General features: G+C 64.9%; 17 protein-coding genes. 9 read left to right on the top strand and 8 right to left on the bottom strand.

Annotation, left to right across the window (positions count from 1 at the left end; all coding sequences use genetic code 11):
• Nucleotides 1–6 precede the first annotated feature (6 nt).
• Together IE053_RS04150 and IE053_RS04155 are read right to left on the bottom strand one after the other, a co-directional pair.
• Nucleotides 7–306: a hypothetical protein gene (locus IE053_RS04150; RefSeq protein WP_189572257.1), complete on the bottom strand. Its 300-nt coding sequence runs from the start codon at nucleotides 304–306 to the stop codon at nucleotides 7–9.
• Nucleotides 307–364: 58 nt separating this feature from the next.
• Nucleotides 365–772, bottom strand: coding sequence for a DUF4345 domain-containing protein (locus tag IE053_RS04155; RefSeq protein WP_189572260.1), 408 nt, complete (start codon nucleotides 770–772; stop codon nucleotides 365–367).
• Nucleotides 773–879: 107 nt separating this feature from the next.
• Here IE053_RS04155 and IE053_RS04160 point away from each other — a divergent pair, with 107 nt between their 5' ends.
• On the top strand, nucleotides 880–2,085 hold the full coding sequence (locus tag IE053_RS04160; protein WP_189572263.1) for a serine hydrolase domain-containing protein: 1,206 nt from the start codon (nucleotides 880–882) through the stop codon (nucleotides 2,083–2,085).
• On the opposite strand, the gene queA is transcribed toward IE053_RS04160, so the two are convergent.
• Together queA and IE053_RS04170 are read right to left on the bottom strand one after the other, a co-directional pair.
• A complete protein-coding gene (gene queA / locus IE053_RS04165) occupies nucleotides 2,082–3,194 on the bottom strand; it encodes a tRNA preQ1(34) S-adenosylmethionine ribosyltransferase-isomerase QueA (RefSeq protein ID WP_189572265.1) in 1,113 nt (370 codons plus the stop codon). The genes IE053_RS04160 and queA overlap by 4 nt on opposite strands.
• Nucleotides 3,195–3,236: 42 nt before the next feature.
• On the bottom strand, nucleotides 3,237–4,103 hold the full coding sequence (locus IE053_RS04170; RefSeq protein WP_229786130.1) for an alpha/beta fold hydrolase: 867 nt from the start codon (nucleotides 4,101–4,103) through the stop codon (nucleotides 3,237–3,239).
• Nucleotides 4,104–4,308: 205 nt separating this feature from the next.
• Here IE053_RS04170 and IE053_RS04175 point away from each other — a divergent pair, with 205 nt between their 5' ends.
• The gene (locus IE053_RS04175; RefSeq protein WP_189572271.1) at nucleotides 4,309–4,980 is read left to right on the top strand and encodes a DUF1013 domain-containing protein; all 672 of its coding nucleotides are present in this window, start codon (nucleotides 4,309–4,311) and stop codon (nucleotides 4,978–4,980) included.
• Between the two features lie 72 nt (nucleotides 4,981–5,052).
• Here the strand turns inward: IE053_RS04175 and IE053_RS04180 are convergent, their stop codons facing one another.
• The 3 genes from IE053_RS04180 to IE053_RS04190 form a co-directional block, all read right to left on the bottom strand.
• Nucleotides 5,053–5,616, bottom strand: a complete 564-nt coding sequence (locus IE053_RS04180) for an outer membrane beta-barrel protein (protein WP_189572274.1) — start codon at nucleotides 5,614–5,616, stop codon at nucleotides 5,053–5,055.
• A gap of 109 nt (nucleotides 5,617–5,725) precedes the next feature.
• Nucleotides 5,726–6,772, bottom strand: a complete 1,047-nt coding sequence (locus tag IE053_RS04185; protein ID WP_229786046.1) for a YeiH family protein — start codon at nucleotides 6,770–6,772, stop codon at nucleotides 5,726–5,728.
• Entirely contained in the window at nucleotides 6,769–7,032 is a 264-nt protein-coding gene (locus IE053_RS04190; protein ID WP_189572277.1) for a DUF6356 family protein, read from the bottom strand. The genes IE053_RS04185 and IE053_RS04190 overlap by 4 nt, the downstream gene beginning before the upstream one ends.
• A gap of 110 nt (nucleotides 7,033–7,142) precedes the next feature.
• Here IE053_RS04190 and IE053_RS04195 point away from each other — a divergent pair, with 110 nt between their 5' ends.
• The 5 genes from IE053_RS04195 to IE053_RS04215 all read left to right on the top strand — a co-directional run bounded on the left by IE053_RS04195 (nucleotide 7,143) and on the right by IE053_RS04215 (nucleotide 12,077).
• Entirely contained in the window at nucleotides 7,143–7,607 is a 465-nt protein-coding gene (locus tag IE053_RS04195; protein ID WP_189572280.1) for an Lrp/AsnC family transcriptional regulator, read from the top strand.
• Between the two features lie 58 nt (nucleotides 7,608–7,665).
• Complete coding sequence (locus IE053_RS04200; RefSeq protein ID WP_189572283.1) at nucleotides 7,666–9,102, top strand: MATE family efflux transporter; 1,437 nt, start codon at nucleotides 7,666–7,668, stop codon at nucleotides 9,100–9,102.
• A gap of 60 nt (nucleotides 9,103–9,162) precedes the next feature.
• Nucleotides 9,163–10,257 carry a PA0069 family radical SAM protein gene (locus IE053_RS04205; RefSeq protein ID WP_189572286.1) on the top strand — a complete coding sequence of 365 codons (1,095 nt, stop codon included), beginning with the start codon at nucleotides 9,163–9,165 and terminating at the stop codon, nucleotides 10,255–10,257.
• Between the two features lie 42 nt (nucleotides 10,258–10,299).
• Complete coding sequence (gene rnhB / locus IE053_RS04210; RefSeq protein WP_189572289.1) at nucleotides 10,300–10,902, top strand: ribonuclease HII; 603 nt, start codon at nucleotides 10,300–10,302, stop codon at nucleotides 10,900–10,902.
• A 95-nt stretch (nucleotides 10,903–10,997) separates the two neighbouring features.
• Nucleotides 10,998–12,077, top strand: a complete 1,080-nt coding sequence (locus IE053_RS04215) for a site-specific DNA-methyltransferase (RefSeq protein ID WP_189572292.1) — start codon at nucleotides 10,998–11,000, stop codon at nucleotides 12,075–12,077.
• Here IE053_RS04215 and IE053_RS04220 read toward each other — a convergent pair.
• A complete protein-coding gene (locus IE053_RS04220) occupies nucleotides 12,070–13,089 on the bottom strand; it encodes an A/G-specific adenine glycosylase (RefSeq protein ID WP_189572295.1) in 1,020 nt (339 codons plus the stop codon). The genes IE053_RS04215 and IE053_RS04220 overlap by 8 nt on opposite strands.
• 50 nt (nucleotides 13,090–13,139) lie before the next feature.
• Between IE053_RS04220 and IE053_RS04225 the strand changes: the two genes are divergently transcribed.
• Nucleotides 13,140–13,628 carry a DciA family protein gene (locus IE053_RS04225; protein ID WP_268249043.1) on the top strand — a complete coding sequence of 163 codons (489 nt, stop codon included), beginning with the start codon at nucleotides 13,140–13,142 and terminating at the stop codon, nucleotides 13,626–13,628.
• A gap of 33 nt (nucleotides 13,629–13,661) precedes the next feature.
• On the top strand, nucleotides 13,662–14,396 hold the full coding sequence (locus tag IE053_RS04230; protein WP_189572301.1) for a DsbA family protein: 735 nt from the start codon (nucleotides 13,662–13,664) through the stop codon (nucleotides 14,394–14,396).
• Nucleotides 14,397–14,406: the final 10 nt, after the last annotated feature.

A 14,406-nucleotide genomic window follows, 5' to 3' on the forward strand; every position in this document is an offset into this window, starting at 1 on the left:
TCCGGTTCAACTCGCGTGCTCTTCCCCATAAAGCTGCATCGTATGGTACTGGATCGGGAACTTGGCGAGGTCCCGCACGAGCCCCGCTTCGGTCGGGTCGTCCGGGGTGCCGAAGATCTCGCGCTTGTCCTCGAAGTCCACGACGTCATAGCGGAAGTGGCGGCGGAAGTGGTGGGTGACTTCCTGCTCGAAGGTCTCCCAGTCGTCGAACTTGCCATAGACCCAGCAATAGCCGCCGGCGGGGCCGCCCGGGGCGGCGCCGCGGTTGCGGGTCTTGAAGTGGATGACCATGGCGCGGTCGGACATGCGTTCACTCCCGATAATCCTGGGCCGCGGGCGTGCGCGGCTCTCGTTCGGGAGGCGGCTAGCAGGATGTGGCGCGCATGTCTCGCCCCACCTGGGACGCCTTCGCCACGGCCCGCTGCCAGAGGATGAGGACCGGCGCGCCGATCTCCAGCCCGGTGAAGAAGACCTGCTGCGGCAGGGCATCGCCGACGGTCATCATGGAGACCAGACGCCCGATCCCGCCGATGCAGAGGGCCACCGTCACGAGAGCGAGGGTCGCCCCCTCCTCCTCGATCCGCGGGATGATCCGCCAGGCGAGGAGCGTCACGAGAATGTAGACGCCGGAGAGGTAGCGGAGCTGGTTGTCGAGGGCGCCCGGCACCCCTTCCCCGCCAAGCCGCTCGGCCCCAGCGAAGATCCCGACGACAGCGAAGAACAGGGGGATTAGCGACAGCACCCCAAGGACGATCTGCAGGCCTCTTTTCATCACTCTCTCTCCTGTGCGTCAGTCACTCGCAGGCGGGCGGTTCGTCTTTCGCTGGCTACCCTGCTAGGAAGAAAAGAGAAACGACTCGGGTCAGGAGGAACAGGGCCATGAACAGGATCGCGCGGATCGCGAGCTTCGCTGCGGCAGGGGTCGCGGGACTCGCAGCCGTCACATGGATCGGCATCGGCAAGGACTGGCGCGCGCTGCTGGCCAACCCGCCGAGCGGGACGGACGTCCTTTTCTGGTCGCAGGAGCAGCGCGACGCCGGCTTCAGGATGATCGACAAGGTTCCCTTCCTCATCGAAGCGCGGAGGATCGAAGCAGGCCGCGATGTGCGGGAACTGCCCGAAGGCGAACCGCTGGACCTTGGCGACGCGCTCGAAACCTATATGGACGAAGCGCGCCTCGCCTCCGTGGTGATCCTGCACAATGGCGAGATCAGGGCCGAGCGCTACGGTCTCGGCTTCGGTCCGGGCAAGCGCTGGACCAGTTTCTCCGTGGCCAAATCATTGACCTCGACCCTCGTCGGCGCGGCCATCGCGGATGGCTATATCGAAAGCCTCGACGCCCCGGTCACCGACACGATCGAAGGGCTCAAGGGCTCCGCCTATGACGACGTGACGATCGCGGAGCTCCTGACCATGACCTCGGGCGTCGACTGGAACGAAGACTACGAAGATCCGCAGTCGGACGTTGCCCTCTTCATGCAGCACGAGCCCGAAGGCGACCTTCCGGTCACCGTCAGCTACATGCGCGGCCTCGCAAGGGCACATGAGCCGGGGGAGCGCTGGAACTACTCCACCGGCGAGACGAACCTCATCGGCATTCTGGTGTCGGAGGCGACAGGCAAGACGCTGGCGGAGTATCTCGAGGAGAAGATCTGGAAGCCTTATGGCATGGAGGCTGATGCGACGTGGCTTCTGGGCACGGACGGGAACGAGATCAGCGGCTGCTGTATCCAGGCGACGACCCGCGACTTTGCCCGCTTCGGCCAGTTTATCCTCGAAGGCGCCGTGGCCGATGGCGAGCGCGTGGTGCCTGCGGACTATCTCGCCCGCGCGACGTCGAAGCAGGCCGACATCGGCGCGCCAGAAGCGGGCTACGGGTTCCAGTGGTGGACCGTGGACGACAACGCCTTCCAGGCACAGGGGATCTTCGGTCAAGGGATTTTCATCGACCCCGAGCGGAACCTCGTCATCGCGTCGAACGCCAACTGGACCTCCGCCCGCGGTAGCCCTGGCGGCGAAGGCGCGGCTCGCGCAGCCTTTCACCGGCTGGTGCAGGACACAATCGACCGTGAGGGGCGGATCTAGGCCTTCTTCTCCAGAAGGCAGGCATCGCCATAGCTGAAGAAGCGGTATTTCTCCGCCACGGCATGGGCGTAGGCGGCCTTCATCTCTTCAGTCCCGGCATAGCCGCAGACGAGCATGAACAGCGTCGACTTCGGCAGGTGGAAGTTCGTCATCAGAAGGTCCGTGGACGGAAACTTGTCACCGGGCTTTAGGAAGATGTCGGTGTCGCCGCGGAACGGCGCGACCTTCTCGCCGTTCCAGGCTGACTCGAGGAGGCGCAGCGACGTCGTTCCCACGGCGATGATACGCCCGCCCTGCGCCCTCGTCTCGGCGATTGCCGCTGCCGTCTCCTCGCTGACCACGCCCCATTCTGAGTGCATCTTGTGGTCGGAAACATCGTCCGTACTCACAGGCAGGAAGGTGCCTGCGCCGACATGCAGCGTCACATAGGCGCGCCCGACGCCCTTCGCCTCGAGCTGCGCGAAGAGTTCGTCCGTAAAGTGCAGACCTGCCGTGGGCGCGGCAACGCTGCCTGCCTCTCTCGCGTAGACCGTCTGGTAGCGCTCGCGGTCGTCCTCTCGCACACCGCGCTTGCGCGCGATGTAGGGCGGCAGCGGCGGCATCCCGGCTTTCATCAGGGCACCGTCGAAATCCCCCTCCGCAACATCGAAGAGGATGTCCGTCTCCATCCCGTTGCGCGCCACGACCTCCGCCGTAAGGCCACGAAAATCGAGCCGGTCACCGACCTTCAGCCGTTTGCCCGGCCGCGCAAAGCTGCGCCAATGCGCGCGTCCCTCGCGGGGCTCGAGATGTTCAATCAGGTTGGCCTCGACCACGACCCCTTGGTTTTGGCTCACGGCGCGAGGCGCCTCCGCCGGGGTGGCCTGCCCGGCCGGGCCACCGTCGTGGTCTTCCCGCGGAAGCCTCCTGCCTTCGAGTGCAGCAGGAATGACCTTGGTGTCGTTCAGAACCAGCAGGTCGCCTGCGCGCAGGACCTCGACCAGGTCCTTCACCGACCGGTCCACGATCCCATCCCCGACATGCAGCATCCGCGCATCCGTCCGCTCCGCCGGAGGTTCCAGCGCGATCAGCTCTTCGGGCAGCTCGAAATCAAAGTCAGACGTCCGCATAGCCGCGCCTTTGGCGGAGCAGGCGATGCTCGGCAAGACGCCCTAGCGCAGCGCCTCCACGATGGCCGCGCCAGCCTCTTCGGGCTTTTCCCAGTGGGGGTAGTGCCCAGCGCCTTCGATCTCGCGGATCTCAGGGTTTGCCGTCCGCTCGCGGAGGGCTTGGAGCACGTGCCCCCCGGACACCGGGTCGAGCGGACCCCAGACAAAGCTCATGCGGCCCTCCTCAATCGCCCTGTGCATCGCCGCAACCCATGGTTCACGGTGGATGCGGCGGTCGTCGACATAGGTGAGGAGCGAAGCAAGACGCTTCTGGCCGTCATTGTGCGCAATGGCCTCGAAATGCTCGTCGATCGCCCACTCGGTCCAGGCGTCCGGGGAGCCTGCGATCCGTCGCAGGGCCTTGGCCAGCGCATCGCGGCCTATGGCCCCCGCCACGATCTCGCCGACCAGAGGTGCCCGGAGCAGCTTCTGGATCGGACGCGCCCGGTGATGCTCGGGATAGATCCCACCATTGAGAAGCACGACCCTGCCGATACGGAAAGGCAGCCGACCCTCCCCTTCTGCATGGAGAAGCTCCTGCGCCAGCGTCACGGAGTAGTCGTGGGCCACGATGTCGATCTCGCGGATGCCGCGGCTATGCAGCAACGCTTCGACGAGCTGGCGGTGGTGCGGGAAGGTGTAGCGGATCCGGGGCTTGTCCGAGAGACCGAAGCCGAGAAGGTCCGGATAAAGACAATGCCTGTCAGCGAACCGGTAGGCGATCAGCCGCCAGTCGATACCGCTGGTCGGATAACCGTGCAGGAAGAGAAGCGGCCTGCCCGCGCCGCGGTGCTCCCTGACATGGAGCGTCTGGCTGCCGAACTTACGGGTCGTGAGGGTCTCGGGCCCGCCCTCGGGGAAGTCGAACATGCTCACTTCTGGAAGCTCCCTGTTCACCTGATAGGCAGCCGATGCCGCAGCGTGCGTCAAGCAGCGAGGAGCCCTTGCAACGGCCCTCGTTGCGGCCTAGTTCAGGGGCACTCCCCCTTTGTCATTCAGCGAAGACCCCGCCGGACGACGCGCCGGGGAAGCCGTATTCTCGCGCCGGAAAGGCGCACCGACTGGAGGAACCTCGATGTCCGACAAACCGCTGATGCCGAAGGCGACGGCCGTCTGGCTGATCGACAACACAGCCCTGACCTTTGACCAGATCGCGGATTTCTGCGGCCTGCATCCCCTTGAGGTGAAGGGTATCGCCGATGGCGACGTCGCCCAGGGCGTGCGCGGCATCAACCCGATCACCAACGACCAGCTCACCCGCGAGGAAATCGAGAAAGCGGAGGCGGATGAGAACTACCGCATGAAGCTCTCGAAAAAGAAAGTCGTGGTGCCCGAGCTCAAAAAGAAACAGAAGCGCTACATTCCGACGTCGCGCCGCCAGGAACGTCCGAACGCCATCGCGTGGATCGTGCGCAACCACCCGGAGGTCCCGGACCGCGTGATCTCCAAGCTGCTCGGCACCACCAAGCAGACCATTCAGGCGATCCGCGAAAAGACCCACTGGAACTCGGCCAATCTCGAGCCGATGGACCCGGTGACGCTGGGCTTCTGCACCCAGTTCGACCTCGACATGGCCGTCCAGAAAGCCGCCGACGAGCGCGCGCGCCTCGAAGCGGAAGGCAAGCTGCCCGAAGGCGCAACCCTTCAGCCTGCTGAGGATACGACGGCTGCCGAAGAAGAGGAAGAAACCTCGAGCGCGCCGGATCTCGACAAGGTATTCGCGAATTTCGGCTCGTCGGACGACTGATCGAGTGCCCACAGACGATAAAAAACGGGGCCCGTCGGGCCCCGTTTTCGTATCTGCGATCGGCCCTGCTTCCTAGAAGCGGAAGCGATAGGTGACCGAGTAGCTCGAGTTCGCGTAGTCGAGGTCGAACTCGGTGCCCGACTGGTCTGCCACGAAGCCGTCGGTTTCGAGGATCGCAGCCTGCACACCGATATAGTGCGGGCCGGAAACGTTGAGATCGACGCCGCCCTTGAACTGCGTCGCGAAGGCGTTGCCGCCATCCTCCAGGTTGGTCGAGGCGAAGCCCGCGCCGACGCCGACCCAGCCGATCACCTTTTCATTCGCCGGGGTCGAGAGGACCGCATTGGCAAGGAAGGCGGTGACGGTGAAGGTCTCATCGCCCACAAAGAACGAGCTGTCGTTGGACTGGCCGGTGATCTCGAGCTCGCCTGCAAAGAACTTGTTCACTTGCAGGCCGCCGAGGAAACCAAAGGCCGGTCCATCATCATAGTCGATGGCGCCGAAGTTCGTTCCGTTGACGTCAAGTCCGTCTTCGTCGACCGAGCTCAGGCCAAGATGGGCACCGAAATAGCCTTGCGCCGAGGCGATCCCGAGGGACGCAGCGCTCACGGCTGCGAGGAGAGCGAGTCTTTTCATCTGTACTACCCCATTGGGCACGCCCTGCGCGGCACCCATTCTTCAGGCGTGACCCTCTCACGCCCCGGTGAATTGTCAAGAAGGCCGAGAGTTCGTCGACCCGGCTCCGTCAGCCCCCGACAAGGCCGAGCAGGATCGCCGCCAGGACGAAGAGCGCCAGCCCTGCCGTCGTGAGCGACAGGCAGAGGATCGGCTTCAACCCCACCGTCATCAGCGACTGGAGGGAGGTCTTCACGCCGAGCGCGGCGACCGCCGCGACCAGCGCCCCGCGCGAGACATCGGAAAGGATCCCTTCCGCCGCGGGCGGTATCCACCCGGCGCTGCCGATGGCACAAAGGGCAAGGAAGGCGACAAGAAAGACCGGCATCGCCTGGCGCCGCACGGTCTCGGCTTCTTCGTCTCCGGGGACACGGGCGAAGACCATGCTGATGACGAAGACAGCGGGCGCGAGCATCGCGACACGCAACAGCTTGACGATGGTGGCCGTCTCGCCCGCTTCATTCGAGATCGCGAAACCTGCGCCGACCACCTGCGCCACGTCATGGATGGTCGCACCGAGGAAGATGCCTGCCTGCGTGTCGGAAAGACCGAGGAGGCTCGCGATAGCCGGGTAGACCACCATCGCGACCGTACTGAGCGTCGTGACACCCACCACGGTGATGCCGAGATTCTGCTCCGACTGCGCCGTGCGCGGAAGAACGGCGGAGATGGCAAGCGCCGCCGATGCGCCGCAGATCGCCGTGGCTCCGCCCGAAAGAACTGCGTGGTCTGCTTTCAGCCCGAGGGCGCGTCCGACGGACCAGCCGAAAAGGATCGTCAGCGTCACCCCCGCGATGACAAGCGAGAGGGTGCCGAAACCGAGCCCGGCGATCTCCGAGATCGTGATCCGTACACCGAGGAGCGCGACGCCTATCTTGAGGACGTTGCGCGCCACGATATCGAGGCCCGGACGGAAGCGTTCGTCCGCATGAAGGAAGTGGAAGGCCATTCCGATCAGCAGCGCGAGCAGCATCACCGGACCGCCCGCCCCGGTCGCGACGAACGACGCAGCGCCAGCGATGGTCAGGCTCAGGACCACACCCGGCCCAAAGCGTTCGACCGCGCGGCGGTGGCGCGTGCCGAGGGCCAGGGTCTCTCCTGGCGTTCCGGGACTCAAGCGGCCTCGCGGGCCTGGGACAGTCGTTCCTGCTGCGCACGAGCGGCGCGGTCCGCGCGGGAGCGGCAGACCACCATCCGGTCATGCAGACCGCTGATGATGCGGCTTCCGGTGCCTTGGAAGAAGAAGGGCAGGAGGCCATGGAGGAAACAGCACAGCCCGCCAAGGATCATCGCGCCGGCAAAGGACCATGCCTCGCCGAGGTGCTGGACATAGGTCTCGCCCACGGATTCAGGATGTTCTTTGAAGAGACGTTTCATGGCTCATCCTCGCTACTGGGTTCCTACACCACGTCGCGCGAAATTGGGGATCAAATTATATCGTAAATGCGCTATCGATTGATTATTTTCTTTCGCTTATAACGCATCGAATGGACGGAATTGATCGTAAAATCCTCGAAGAACTGCAGCGGGACGCGAATCTCAGCGTCCGTGACCTCGCCGAGCGCGCCGGCACCTCCGAGCCCACTTGCTGGCGCAGGATCCGCGCTCTGGAACAGGCGGGCGTCATCAAGGCGCGGGTCGCGATCGTGGACCCCGAGAAGATCGATCTCGGCCTCACCGGTTTCATCCTCGTGCGCACCGACAAGCACAACGAGGCCTGGACCAAGCATTTCGCCGAAGGCGTCGCCCGTATCCCGGAGGTCGTGGAGTTCCACCGCATGACCGGCGATGTCGACTACCTGCTCAAGATCGTGGCCCCTGACATCAAGGGTTATGACGCGGTCTACAAGCGCCTGATCCGGGTGGCGGACCTTAGCGACGTCAGCGCCTCCTTCTCGATGGAAACCCTCAAGGCGACCACCGTCCTGCCCCTGACCTACGTGACTGAATAAACCTCGAGAAACCTCTTCTGCGCTGCTGCGGTGCTTGCGCTTGCAAGGCGATCCGGCCATGTCCGGGACCATGGCGCGTGCAGCTTTCAGCATTGGCGATCGGCGCACGCGGCTTCTTGAACAGCCGGTGACCAAGGTGCTGTTCGACCTTTCCTGGCCGATGTCGCTGGGCCTCTTCTCGGTCATCGCGATCAACGTCACCGACACCTTCTATATCGGCAGGCTCGGCTCGCAGGAGCTGGCGGCCATCGGCTTCTGCTTTCCGGTCATCTTCGGGATGAGCGCCATCTCCATCGGCATGGGCAATGGCGGGGCCGCCGTCGTCGCGCGGGCAATAGGAGCGGGGCAGGAAGACCGCGCCAAGGCTCTCATCACCTCGACGCTGCTCTTCGTGCTGATCTTTGCGCTGATGCTGGCGATCATCATGCTGCAGGTTTCCGACGCCGTGTTCCTTGCGCTCGGCGCGCCGCGGGAGCTCCTGCCCTACATCAACCAGTTCATGACCATCTGGTACTCGGGCCTTCCGCTCCTGGTCCTGCCGATCGTCCTCAATGGCCTGATACGAGCGGCTGGCGAGGCGAAGGTGCCGAGCGGGCTGATGGTCCTCGCAGCCGTCATCAATGCCGTGGTGTCGCCCTTCATCATATTCGGCCTCTTCGGCATGCCCGAGCTCGGCATGGCCGGCGCCGCCCTGGCGACGATCATCGCGCGGCTCGTCATCACCGTCATGGCATTCACATGGCTTGCCAGGGCCGACCTCATCACTGCGAGTCCTTCCGTCCTGCGGAGCTTCCTGCCCTGCATCGCGCAGGTCCTGCGCTACGGCGCGCCAGCCTTCCTCGCGCAGCTCTTCTCCCCCATCGGCAGCGCCATCATCACGCGCCTGCTGGCGAGCTCAGGCCCCGAAGCCGTTGCAGGCTTCGCCGTCGGCGCCCGGATCGAGGCCCTGGTCCTGATCCCCTTCTTCGCGCTCCAGACAGGCATCACCCCCTTCATCGGCCAGAATGTCGGGGCCCACGAGGACATGCGCCTGCGCCTCGCCGAGCGGAACGTCTGGGCCTTCGCCGCGCTCTGGGGCGGCGTCGGGGCCGTGGTGCTCTTCGCCTTTGGCGGCAGCCTCGCAAGCCTGTTCACCGAGAACGCGGCCATCGTCGCAATCTCTGACCGCTATCTCGAAGCCATTTCGCTTGGCCTCTGGGGCGCTGGCCTGCTTTTCGTGGCGATCGGTGTCTTCAACCCGCTCGGCTATCCCAATGTCGCCATGGGCATGAATGCCCTGCGCTGCGTCGTGGCCTATGCAGGGCTTGCGACACTCGGCGTCATGGTGTTTCAGCAGAGCCCGGTCGAGGCGGTGTTCCGAGCCGCCTGGCTCTCCTACGTGATCGCGGGACTCGCCTCGGCGCTTCTGGTGCGCTTTCTTCTTCAGCGGCCGAACCGTTCTGACCTCAAAACCACCCCCGAAAAACAACCCGCGGCTGTGGGCCGCTCCACCTAGGGCTGCGGTTCGGGATAAATCGTTCTTGTCCTGTTCTGATGTTCTGCTATTGTTCCGATCATGGGACACCCGGCGCACCTCAACTTCAAGCCGACCCAGGCCTCGAAGAAGCGGGGCCGCGGAGCCTTCTCAAACGCTTCGGGGCGCTATGAGAGCGAGGTTCGCGAGGCTGCCGACGATGGCTGGGAAGCTGACGAACCCCTGCCATTGAAAACGGAGGTCGTGCAGGAAGCGGCGAAGAAGATCGTCACCTTCAACGACAGCCCGTTCGTCGGCTTCGACCGCTCGATCAATCCCTACCGGGGCTGCGAGCACGGATGCGTCTACTGTTTCGCTCGACCGACCCACGCCTATATGGGCCTGTCCCCCGGCCTCGATTTCGAGAGCAAGCTCTTCGTCAAACCGGGCGCACCGCAGCTCCTGCGCAAGGAACTCTCCGCCAGGCGCTATAGGGTCCGTCCGATCGCCATCGGCACGAATACCGATCCGTACCAGCCGATCGAGCGGCGGCACGAGATCATGCGCCAGGTGCTCGAAGTGCTTCTTGCGTTCCGGCACCCCGTCAGCATTCTGACGAAGTCTCACCTCATCCTCCGCGACCTCGATGTATTGCAGGAGATGCAGAAGCACGATCTCGTCCGCGCGATGATCTCGATCACCACGCTCGACGGTGCCCTCGCCCGCACGATGGAGCCCCGCGCGCCGACGCCGAAGAATCGGCTGGCAGCCGTGAAGGCCCTTGCCGATGCGGGCATCCCCACCGGCACGGTCCACGGGCCGATGATTCCGGGGCTTTCCGACCATGAACTCGAGCGGCTGATGCAGGCGTCGCGCGAAGCTGGCGCGACGTTCACCGCCTACACCCTCCTCCGCCTGCCGCAGGAGGTCGGGCCGATCTTCGAGGAATGGCTCGAAAGCGCCGCGCCGACGCGGAAGGCAAAAGTGCTGAACCGCATCCGCGAGATCAATGGCGGAAGGGTTTACGACGTCGCTCGCTCCCGCGGCGGTGGACCGAAGGGCGCCTATGCCGAGATGCTCGACATGCGCTTCCGCGCCGCGAAGAAGCGCTACGGCTTCACCGAGATGCCGGTGCCGTCTTCGGAGCATTTCCGCGTTCCCGGATCAGGCCCGCCCCAGCCAGACCTCTTTGGATAAGTCGCGCTTGGCCGCCAGCACGGCGCGGCGGACAATGGGGGGATGAAAGAGCCCTGCCCGATATACGAAAGCGAAATTGCCGCCGGCCGCCCGGTGATCGGCGTCGACGAAGTCGGGCGCGGCCCGCTCGCTGGGCCCGTGGTGGCCGCGGCGGCTTACCTGCCGCCCGGTCATGGCATCGAGGGGCTCCGGGATTCAAAAGCCCTGACAGAGAAGCGGCGCGAAAAGCTGGCTCCCATCATCCTCACAAAAGCCCGCATTGCCCTCGGCGCGGTTTCGGCCGCGGAGATCGACAGCCTCGGCATCGAGCCGGCGACCAAGCTCGCCATGCGCCGGGCGGTGGAGGCACTTGGCCTTATCGAAGGCGCCGTCGCGATCGTCGATGGCAACCGTCCGCCGGACTTTGGCCACGTGCCTGTCATCACCGAGATCAAGGCCGACGCCTCCTGCCCCTCCGTCTCAGCCGCCGCCGTGGTTGCCAAGGTAACGCGCGACCGCGCCATGATCCGGCTCGGCCAGCGCTATGCCGCTTATGGTTGGCACACGAACAAAGGCTATGGTAGTGCCGCGCACCGTGCAGCGATCACAGAGCAGGGCGTCACCCGCCACCACCGGCGGTCGTTCCTGAAGAACATCGCGCCTTAACGCCCTATTCACAAAGATTAACCGCGCACGGATTAAGACCTCTTTTACCCTGTTGACTCAGGACGAATCGGCAGGGGCGAATAGGAGCGTAACGCGTGCAGAAACTACCCATCGACCGGATCCTGAACGGCTGCTGCATCGAGGAGCTCAAGAAACTTCCTGACGGCTCGGTCGAGCTCGTTTTTGCCGACCCGCCCTACAACCTCCAGCTCGGCGAGGGACTGACACGGCCGGACCAATCGAAGGTCGACGGGGTCGATGCCGAATGGGACCAGTTCTCGAGCTTCAAGGCCTATGATGATTTCTGCCGCGAATGGCTCTCCGAGGCGCGCCGTGTGCTGAAGAAAGACGGTGCGCTGTGGGTCATCGGCAGCTACCACAACATCTACCGCCTTGGCGCGGTGCTGCAGGACCTCGGCTTCTGGATCCATAACGATATTGTCTGGGTCAAGAGCAATCCGATGCCGAACTTCCGCGGTACGCGGTTCACCAACGCCCATGAAACCCTGATCTGGGCCGCGAAGAGCGAGAAGTCGCGCGTGACCTTCAACTACCACTCGCTGAAGGCCGCGAATGAAGACGTGCAGATGCGATCGGACTGGACCCTGCCCCTTTGTACGGGCGCGGAGCGCCTCAAGCAGGACGGCGCCAAGCTGCACCCGACCCAGAAGCCTGAAGCCCTTCTCCACCGCATCATCACCGCGACGACGAAGCCGGGCGATGTCATTGTCGATCCCTTCTTCGGCACAGGCACCACCGGCGCCGTCGCCAAGCGCCTCGGCCGCCACTATATCGGCATTGAGCGCGACCAGTCCTATGTTCTTGCTGCGGAGCAACGTATCGGCGCCATTGTTGCGCCGAAAAATCCGGAAGAGCTGGCACCCCTCCCCGCCCCGCGCCGCGAACCGCGTGTCGGCTTCGGGCAGGTGGTCGAGGCCGGCCTCCTCGCTCCGGGCACGAAGCTTTACTGCCCCAAGCGCAAATACACCGCCAAGGTGAAGGCCGACGGCTCCCTCAGCACGCCCAAGCTCGAAGGCTCGATCCACAAGGTCGGCGCGAGCCTGCAGAACGCGCCGAGCTGCAATGGCTGGACCTACTGGCACTTCGAAGAGCGAAAGGGCCAGTTCGCGCCCATCGACAGCCTGCGGCAAGCCATCCGCTCACGTCCTAGCTGAGTGCACGCTCCAGCGCCTTGACGAACAGCGTGGGCATCGCCGCCCGCGCTTCGTCAGGCTGCATCCAGACGCCATCGCCGGGCGAGCCATCCGTGGGTCCCGTCTTCACGTCGATCTCCAGGCGTCGGTGCGTCAGGATATGTGTCACGCCGCCAGCATCGCGTAGCGTGGCAGCAACCTCAGGCACCGCACGCCCGTCCCAGCCGCCTCCCGGCAGGCCGAGCATACCGCCGAACAGGCCGTCGGCAGGACGCTCCTCACACAGAACGGCGCCGTCCTCGCGCCGCAGGACGATCATCACGCCCTGCACGGTCTTCCTTTTCCGTTTGTGCGCCTTGCGCGGCAGGCTCTCCGCTTCCGCGCTTCCCGCGACGGCGCAATAGCTCCGCACGGGGCATAAAAGGCAGTCAGGGGCCTTTGGCCGGCAGACCCGCGCCCCGAGATCCATCATCGCCTGCGCATAGTCGCCGAACCGCGCGTCAGGCATCAGCTTCGCCGCCTCGCCCTTGATCAGCTTTTTCGCCCCCGGCATTTCGTCCGTGACGCGAGCAACCCGCGTCACCACGCGCTCGATATTCCCGTCCACGACCACCGCAGGCTCGCCAAAGGCAATCGCCGAGATCGCCGCAGACGTGTAGTCCCCAATCCCCGGCAGGGCTTTGAGCGCCTTCTCGTCCTGCGGGAACACACCGCCATGCTGCGCCATCAGGGCTTTCGCGCAGGCATGGAGAGAGCGCGCCCGGCGGTAATACCCCAGCCCCGCCCAAGCAGCCATCACGTCCGCTTCCGGCGCCTCCGCCAAGGTCTTGAGATCAGGGAACTGATCGAGGAACTGAGGGAAGCGCTTCTCGACCACGGCGACCGTGGTCTGCTGCAGCATCACCTCGGAGAGGAGGACGTGATAGGGATCGGCCCGCCGGTTCTCTCCCGGCTGCGCCCGCCATGGCAGGACACGCGCATGGGTGTCGTACCATGCGAGCAACGCCGCGCCGAACCCTTCCGTTTTCCTCATGACCGCCGCCCGCGCTTGAGCTCCGCCCGCTGATCCCGCATCGTCCCGCTATGCGAGACACCCCGCCTGCAACTCAAGCCCCAAGGACCAAGCCCGCGCGAAGGGCCGCACCCAAGCTCTCCAAGTCGCTGGGCCCACACCTTGCCCGGCTGGCCAAGGCGACAGGCGCGATGGATCCGCGCCTGGCGGCCGACTGGGGCGAGCTGGCGGGACCGGAGATCGCACCGCTTTGCCGCCCGGTCAGGATCATCAACCGGGGCCGGTCCCAGGCGCTGGAAGTCTCGGTGAAGAGCGGTGCGGCGGCCATGAAGCTCCGCTACCATCAAGAAGCGATCCTCGGACGGGTCCGCCAGAAGGTCGGCCTGCCCCGCCTCAACAGCATCGTCATCCGCGAAGGCAACTCCGGCCGCGGGTGGGAGAACCGGCGCATGGCTCCTGCGCAGAAGGAGGCGATGAAGCCTCCGCCATCGCCCCGGTCGGGTTTCCTCAAGAGCGCGCTGGAGACGATGCGACAAACAATTCATAAAGACGGCAGCTAGCCCCGGGATTCCGCACGGGGTAAGGGAACTCGCATGACTCGAAACCAATTCCGCCTCGCCCTGATTGCCGCTGGCTCTGCCGTCCTCGCCGCCTGTGGCGGTGGCGATGATGCCGCGTCCGACGCTGCCGAAGAGACAGCGGCGCCCGCAGCGGAGACCTCCGCTGAAGCCCCTGCCGAAACCGCGGCAGCCCAGCCGCAGACGATCGCCGCGCCCGAAGGCAGCATGGCCGCCGAAGAGATGGTCATCGGCGATCCGGACGCTCCCCTCACCGTCATCGAATACGCCTCGGTCACCTGTCCGGGCTGCGCAGCGTTCCATGAGCGCGTCTTCCCCACGATCAAGGAAGAGTTCGTTGACACCGGAAAGGTGAAGTTCGTCTACCGAGAGTTCCCGACGCCGCCGGAACGGCTCGCGTTTGCAGGTTTCATCCTTGCCCGCTGCGCCGCCACCAATGCTGGCCCCGAAGCCTATTACGGCATGGTGGACGCCCTCTATAAGCGCCAGCAGAGCTGGGTCCGCGGCCCGAACACCGGCGAAGAGCTCCGCAACATCGCGGCGCAGGCTGGCCTTGCTGGCGAGCAGTTCGACCAGTGCTTCCAGCGTGAAGACATCCGCGACGCGATCATCGAGAATGTCGAGATGGGCCGCGAGGCAGGCCTTCGCGGCACGCCGTCTTTCATCATCGACGGCAAGCAGGTCGACCTGACCTTCGACCCGGAACGCGCTTCGGAGATTCTCCAGGCTGAAGTGGACAAGCGCTCCTGACGCGCGAATC

Source organism: Parvularcula lutaonensis, from assembly GCF_014651915.1.
GTDB lineage: Bacteria > Pseudomonadota > Alphaproteobacteria > Caulobacterales > Parvularculaceae > Parvularcula > Parvularcula lutaonensis.

Coding starts and splice junctions, on each gene's coding strand:
- IE053_RS04150 (WP_189572257.1), bottom strand. CDS start 306: ATGTCCGACCGCGCCATGGTCATCCACTTCAAGACCCGCAACCGCGGC.
- IE053_RS04155 (WP_189572260.1), bottom strand. CDS start 772: ATGAAAAGAGGCCTGCAGATCGTCCTTGGGGTGCTGTCGCTAATCCCC.
- IE053_RS04160 (WP_189572263.1), top strand. CDS start 880: ATGAACAGGATCGCGCGGATCGCGAGCTTCGCTGCGGCAGGGGTCGCG.
- queA (WP_189572265.1), bottom strand. CDS start 3,194: ATGCGGACGTCTGACTTTGATTTCGAGCTGCCCGAAGAGCTGATCGCG.
- IE053_RS04170 (WP_229786130.1), bottom strand. CDS start 4,103: ATGTTCGACTTCCCCGAGGGCGGGCCCGAGACCCTCACGACCCGTAAG.
- IE053_RS04175 (WP_189572271.1), top strand. CDS start 4,309: ATGTCCGACAAACCGCTGATGCCGAAGGCGACGGCCGTCTGGCTGATC.
- IE053_RS04180 (WP_189572274.1), bottom strand. CDS start 5,616: ATGAAAAGACTCGCTCTCCTCGCAGCCGTGAGCGCTGCGTCCCTCGGG.
- IE053_RS04190 (WP_189572277.1), bottom strand. CDS start 7,032: ATGAAACGTCTCTTCAAAGAACATCCTGAATCCGTGGGCGAGACCTAT.
- IE053_RS04195 (WP_189572280.1), top strand. CDS start 7,143: ATGGACGGAATTGATCGTAAAATCCTCGAAGAACTGCAGCGGGACGCG.
- IE053_RS04200 (WP_189572283.1), top strand. CDS start 7,666: ATGTCCGGGACCATGGCGCGTGCAGCTTTCAGCATTGGCGATCGGCGC.
- IE053_RS04205 (WP_189572286.1), top strand. CDS start 9,163: ATGGGACACCCGGCGCACCTCAACTTCAAGCCGACCCAGGCCTCGAAG.
- rnhB (WP_189572289.1), top strand. CDS start 10,300: ATGAAAGAGCCCTGCCCGATATACGAAAGCGAAATTGCCGCCGGCCGC.
- IE053_RS04220 (WP_189572295.1), bottom strand. CDS start 13,089: ATGAGGAAAACGGAAGGGTTCGGCGCGGCGTTGCTCGCATGGTACGAC.
- IE053_RS04225 (WP_268249043.1), top strand. CDS start 13,140: ATGCGAGACACCCCGCCTGCAACTCAAGCCCCAAGGACCAAGCCCGCG.
- IE053_RS04230 (WP_189572301.1), top strand. CDS start 13,662: ATGACTCGAAACCAATTCCGCCTCGCCCTGATTGCCGCTGGCTCTGCC.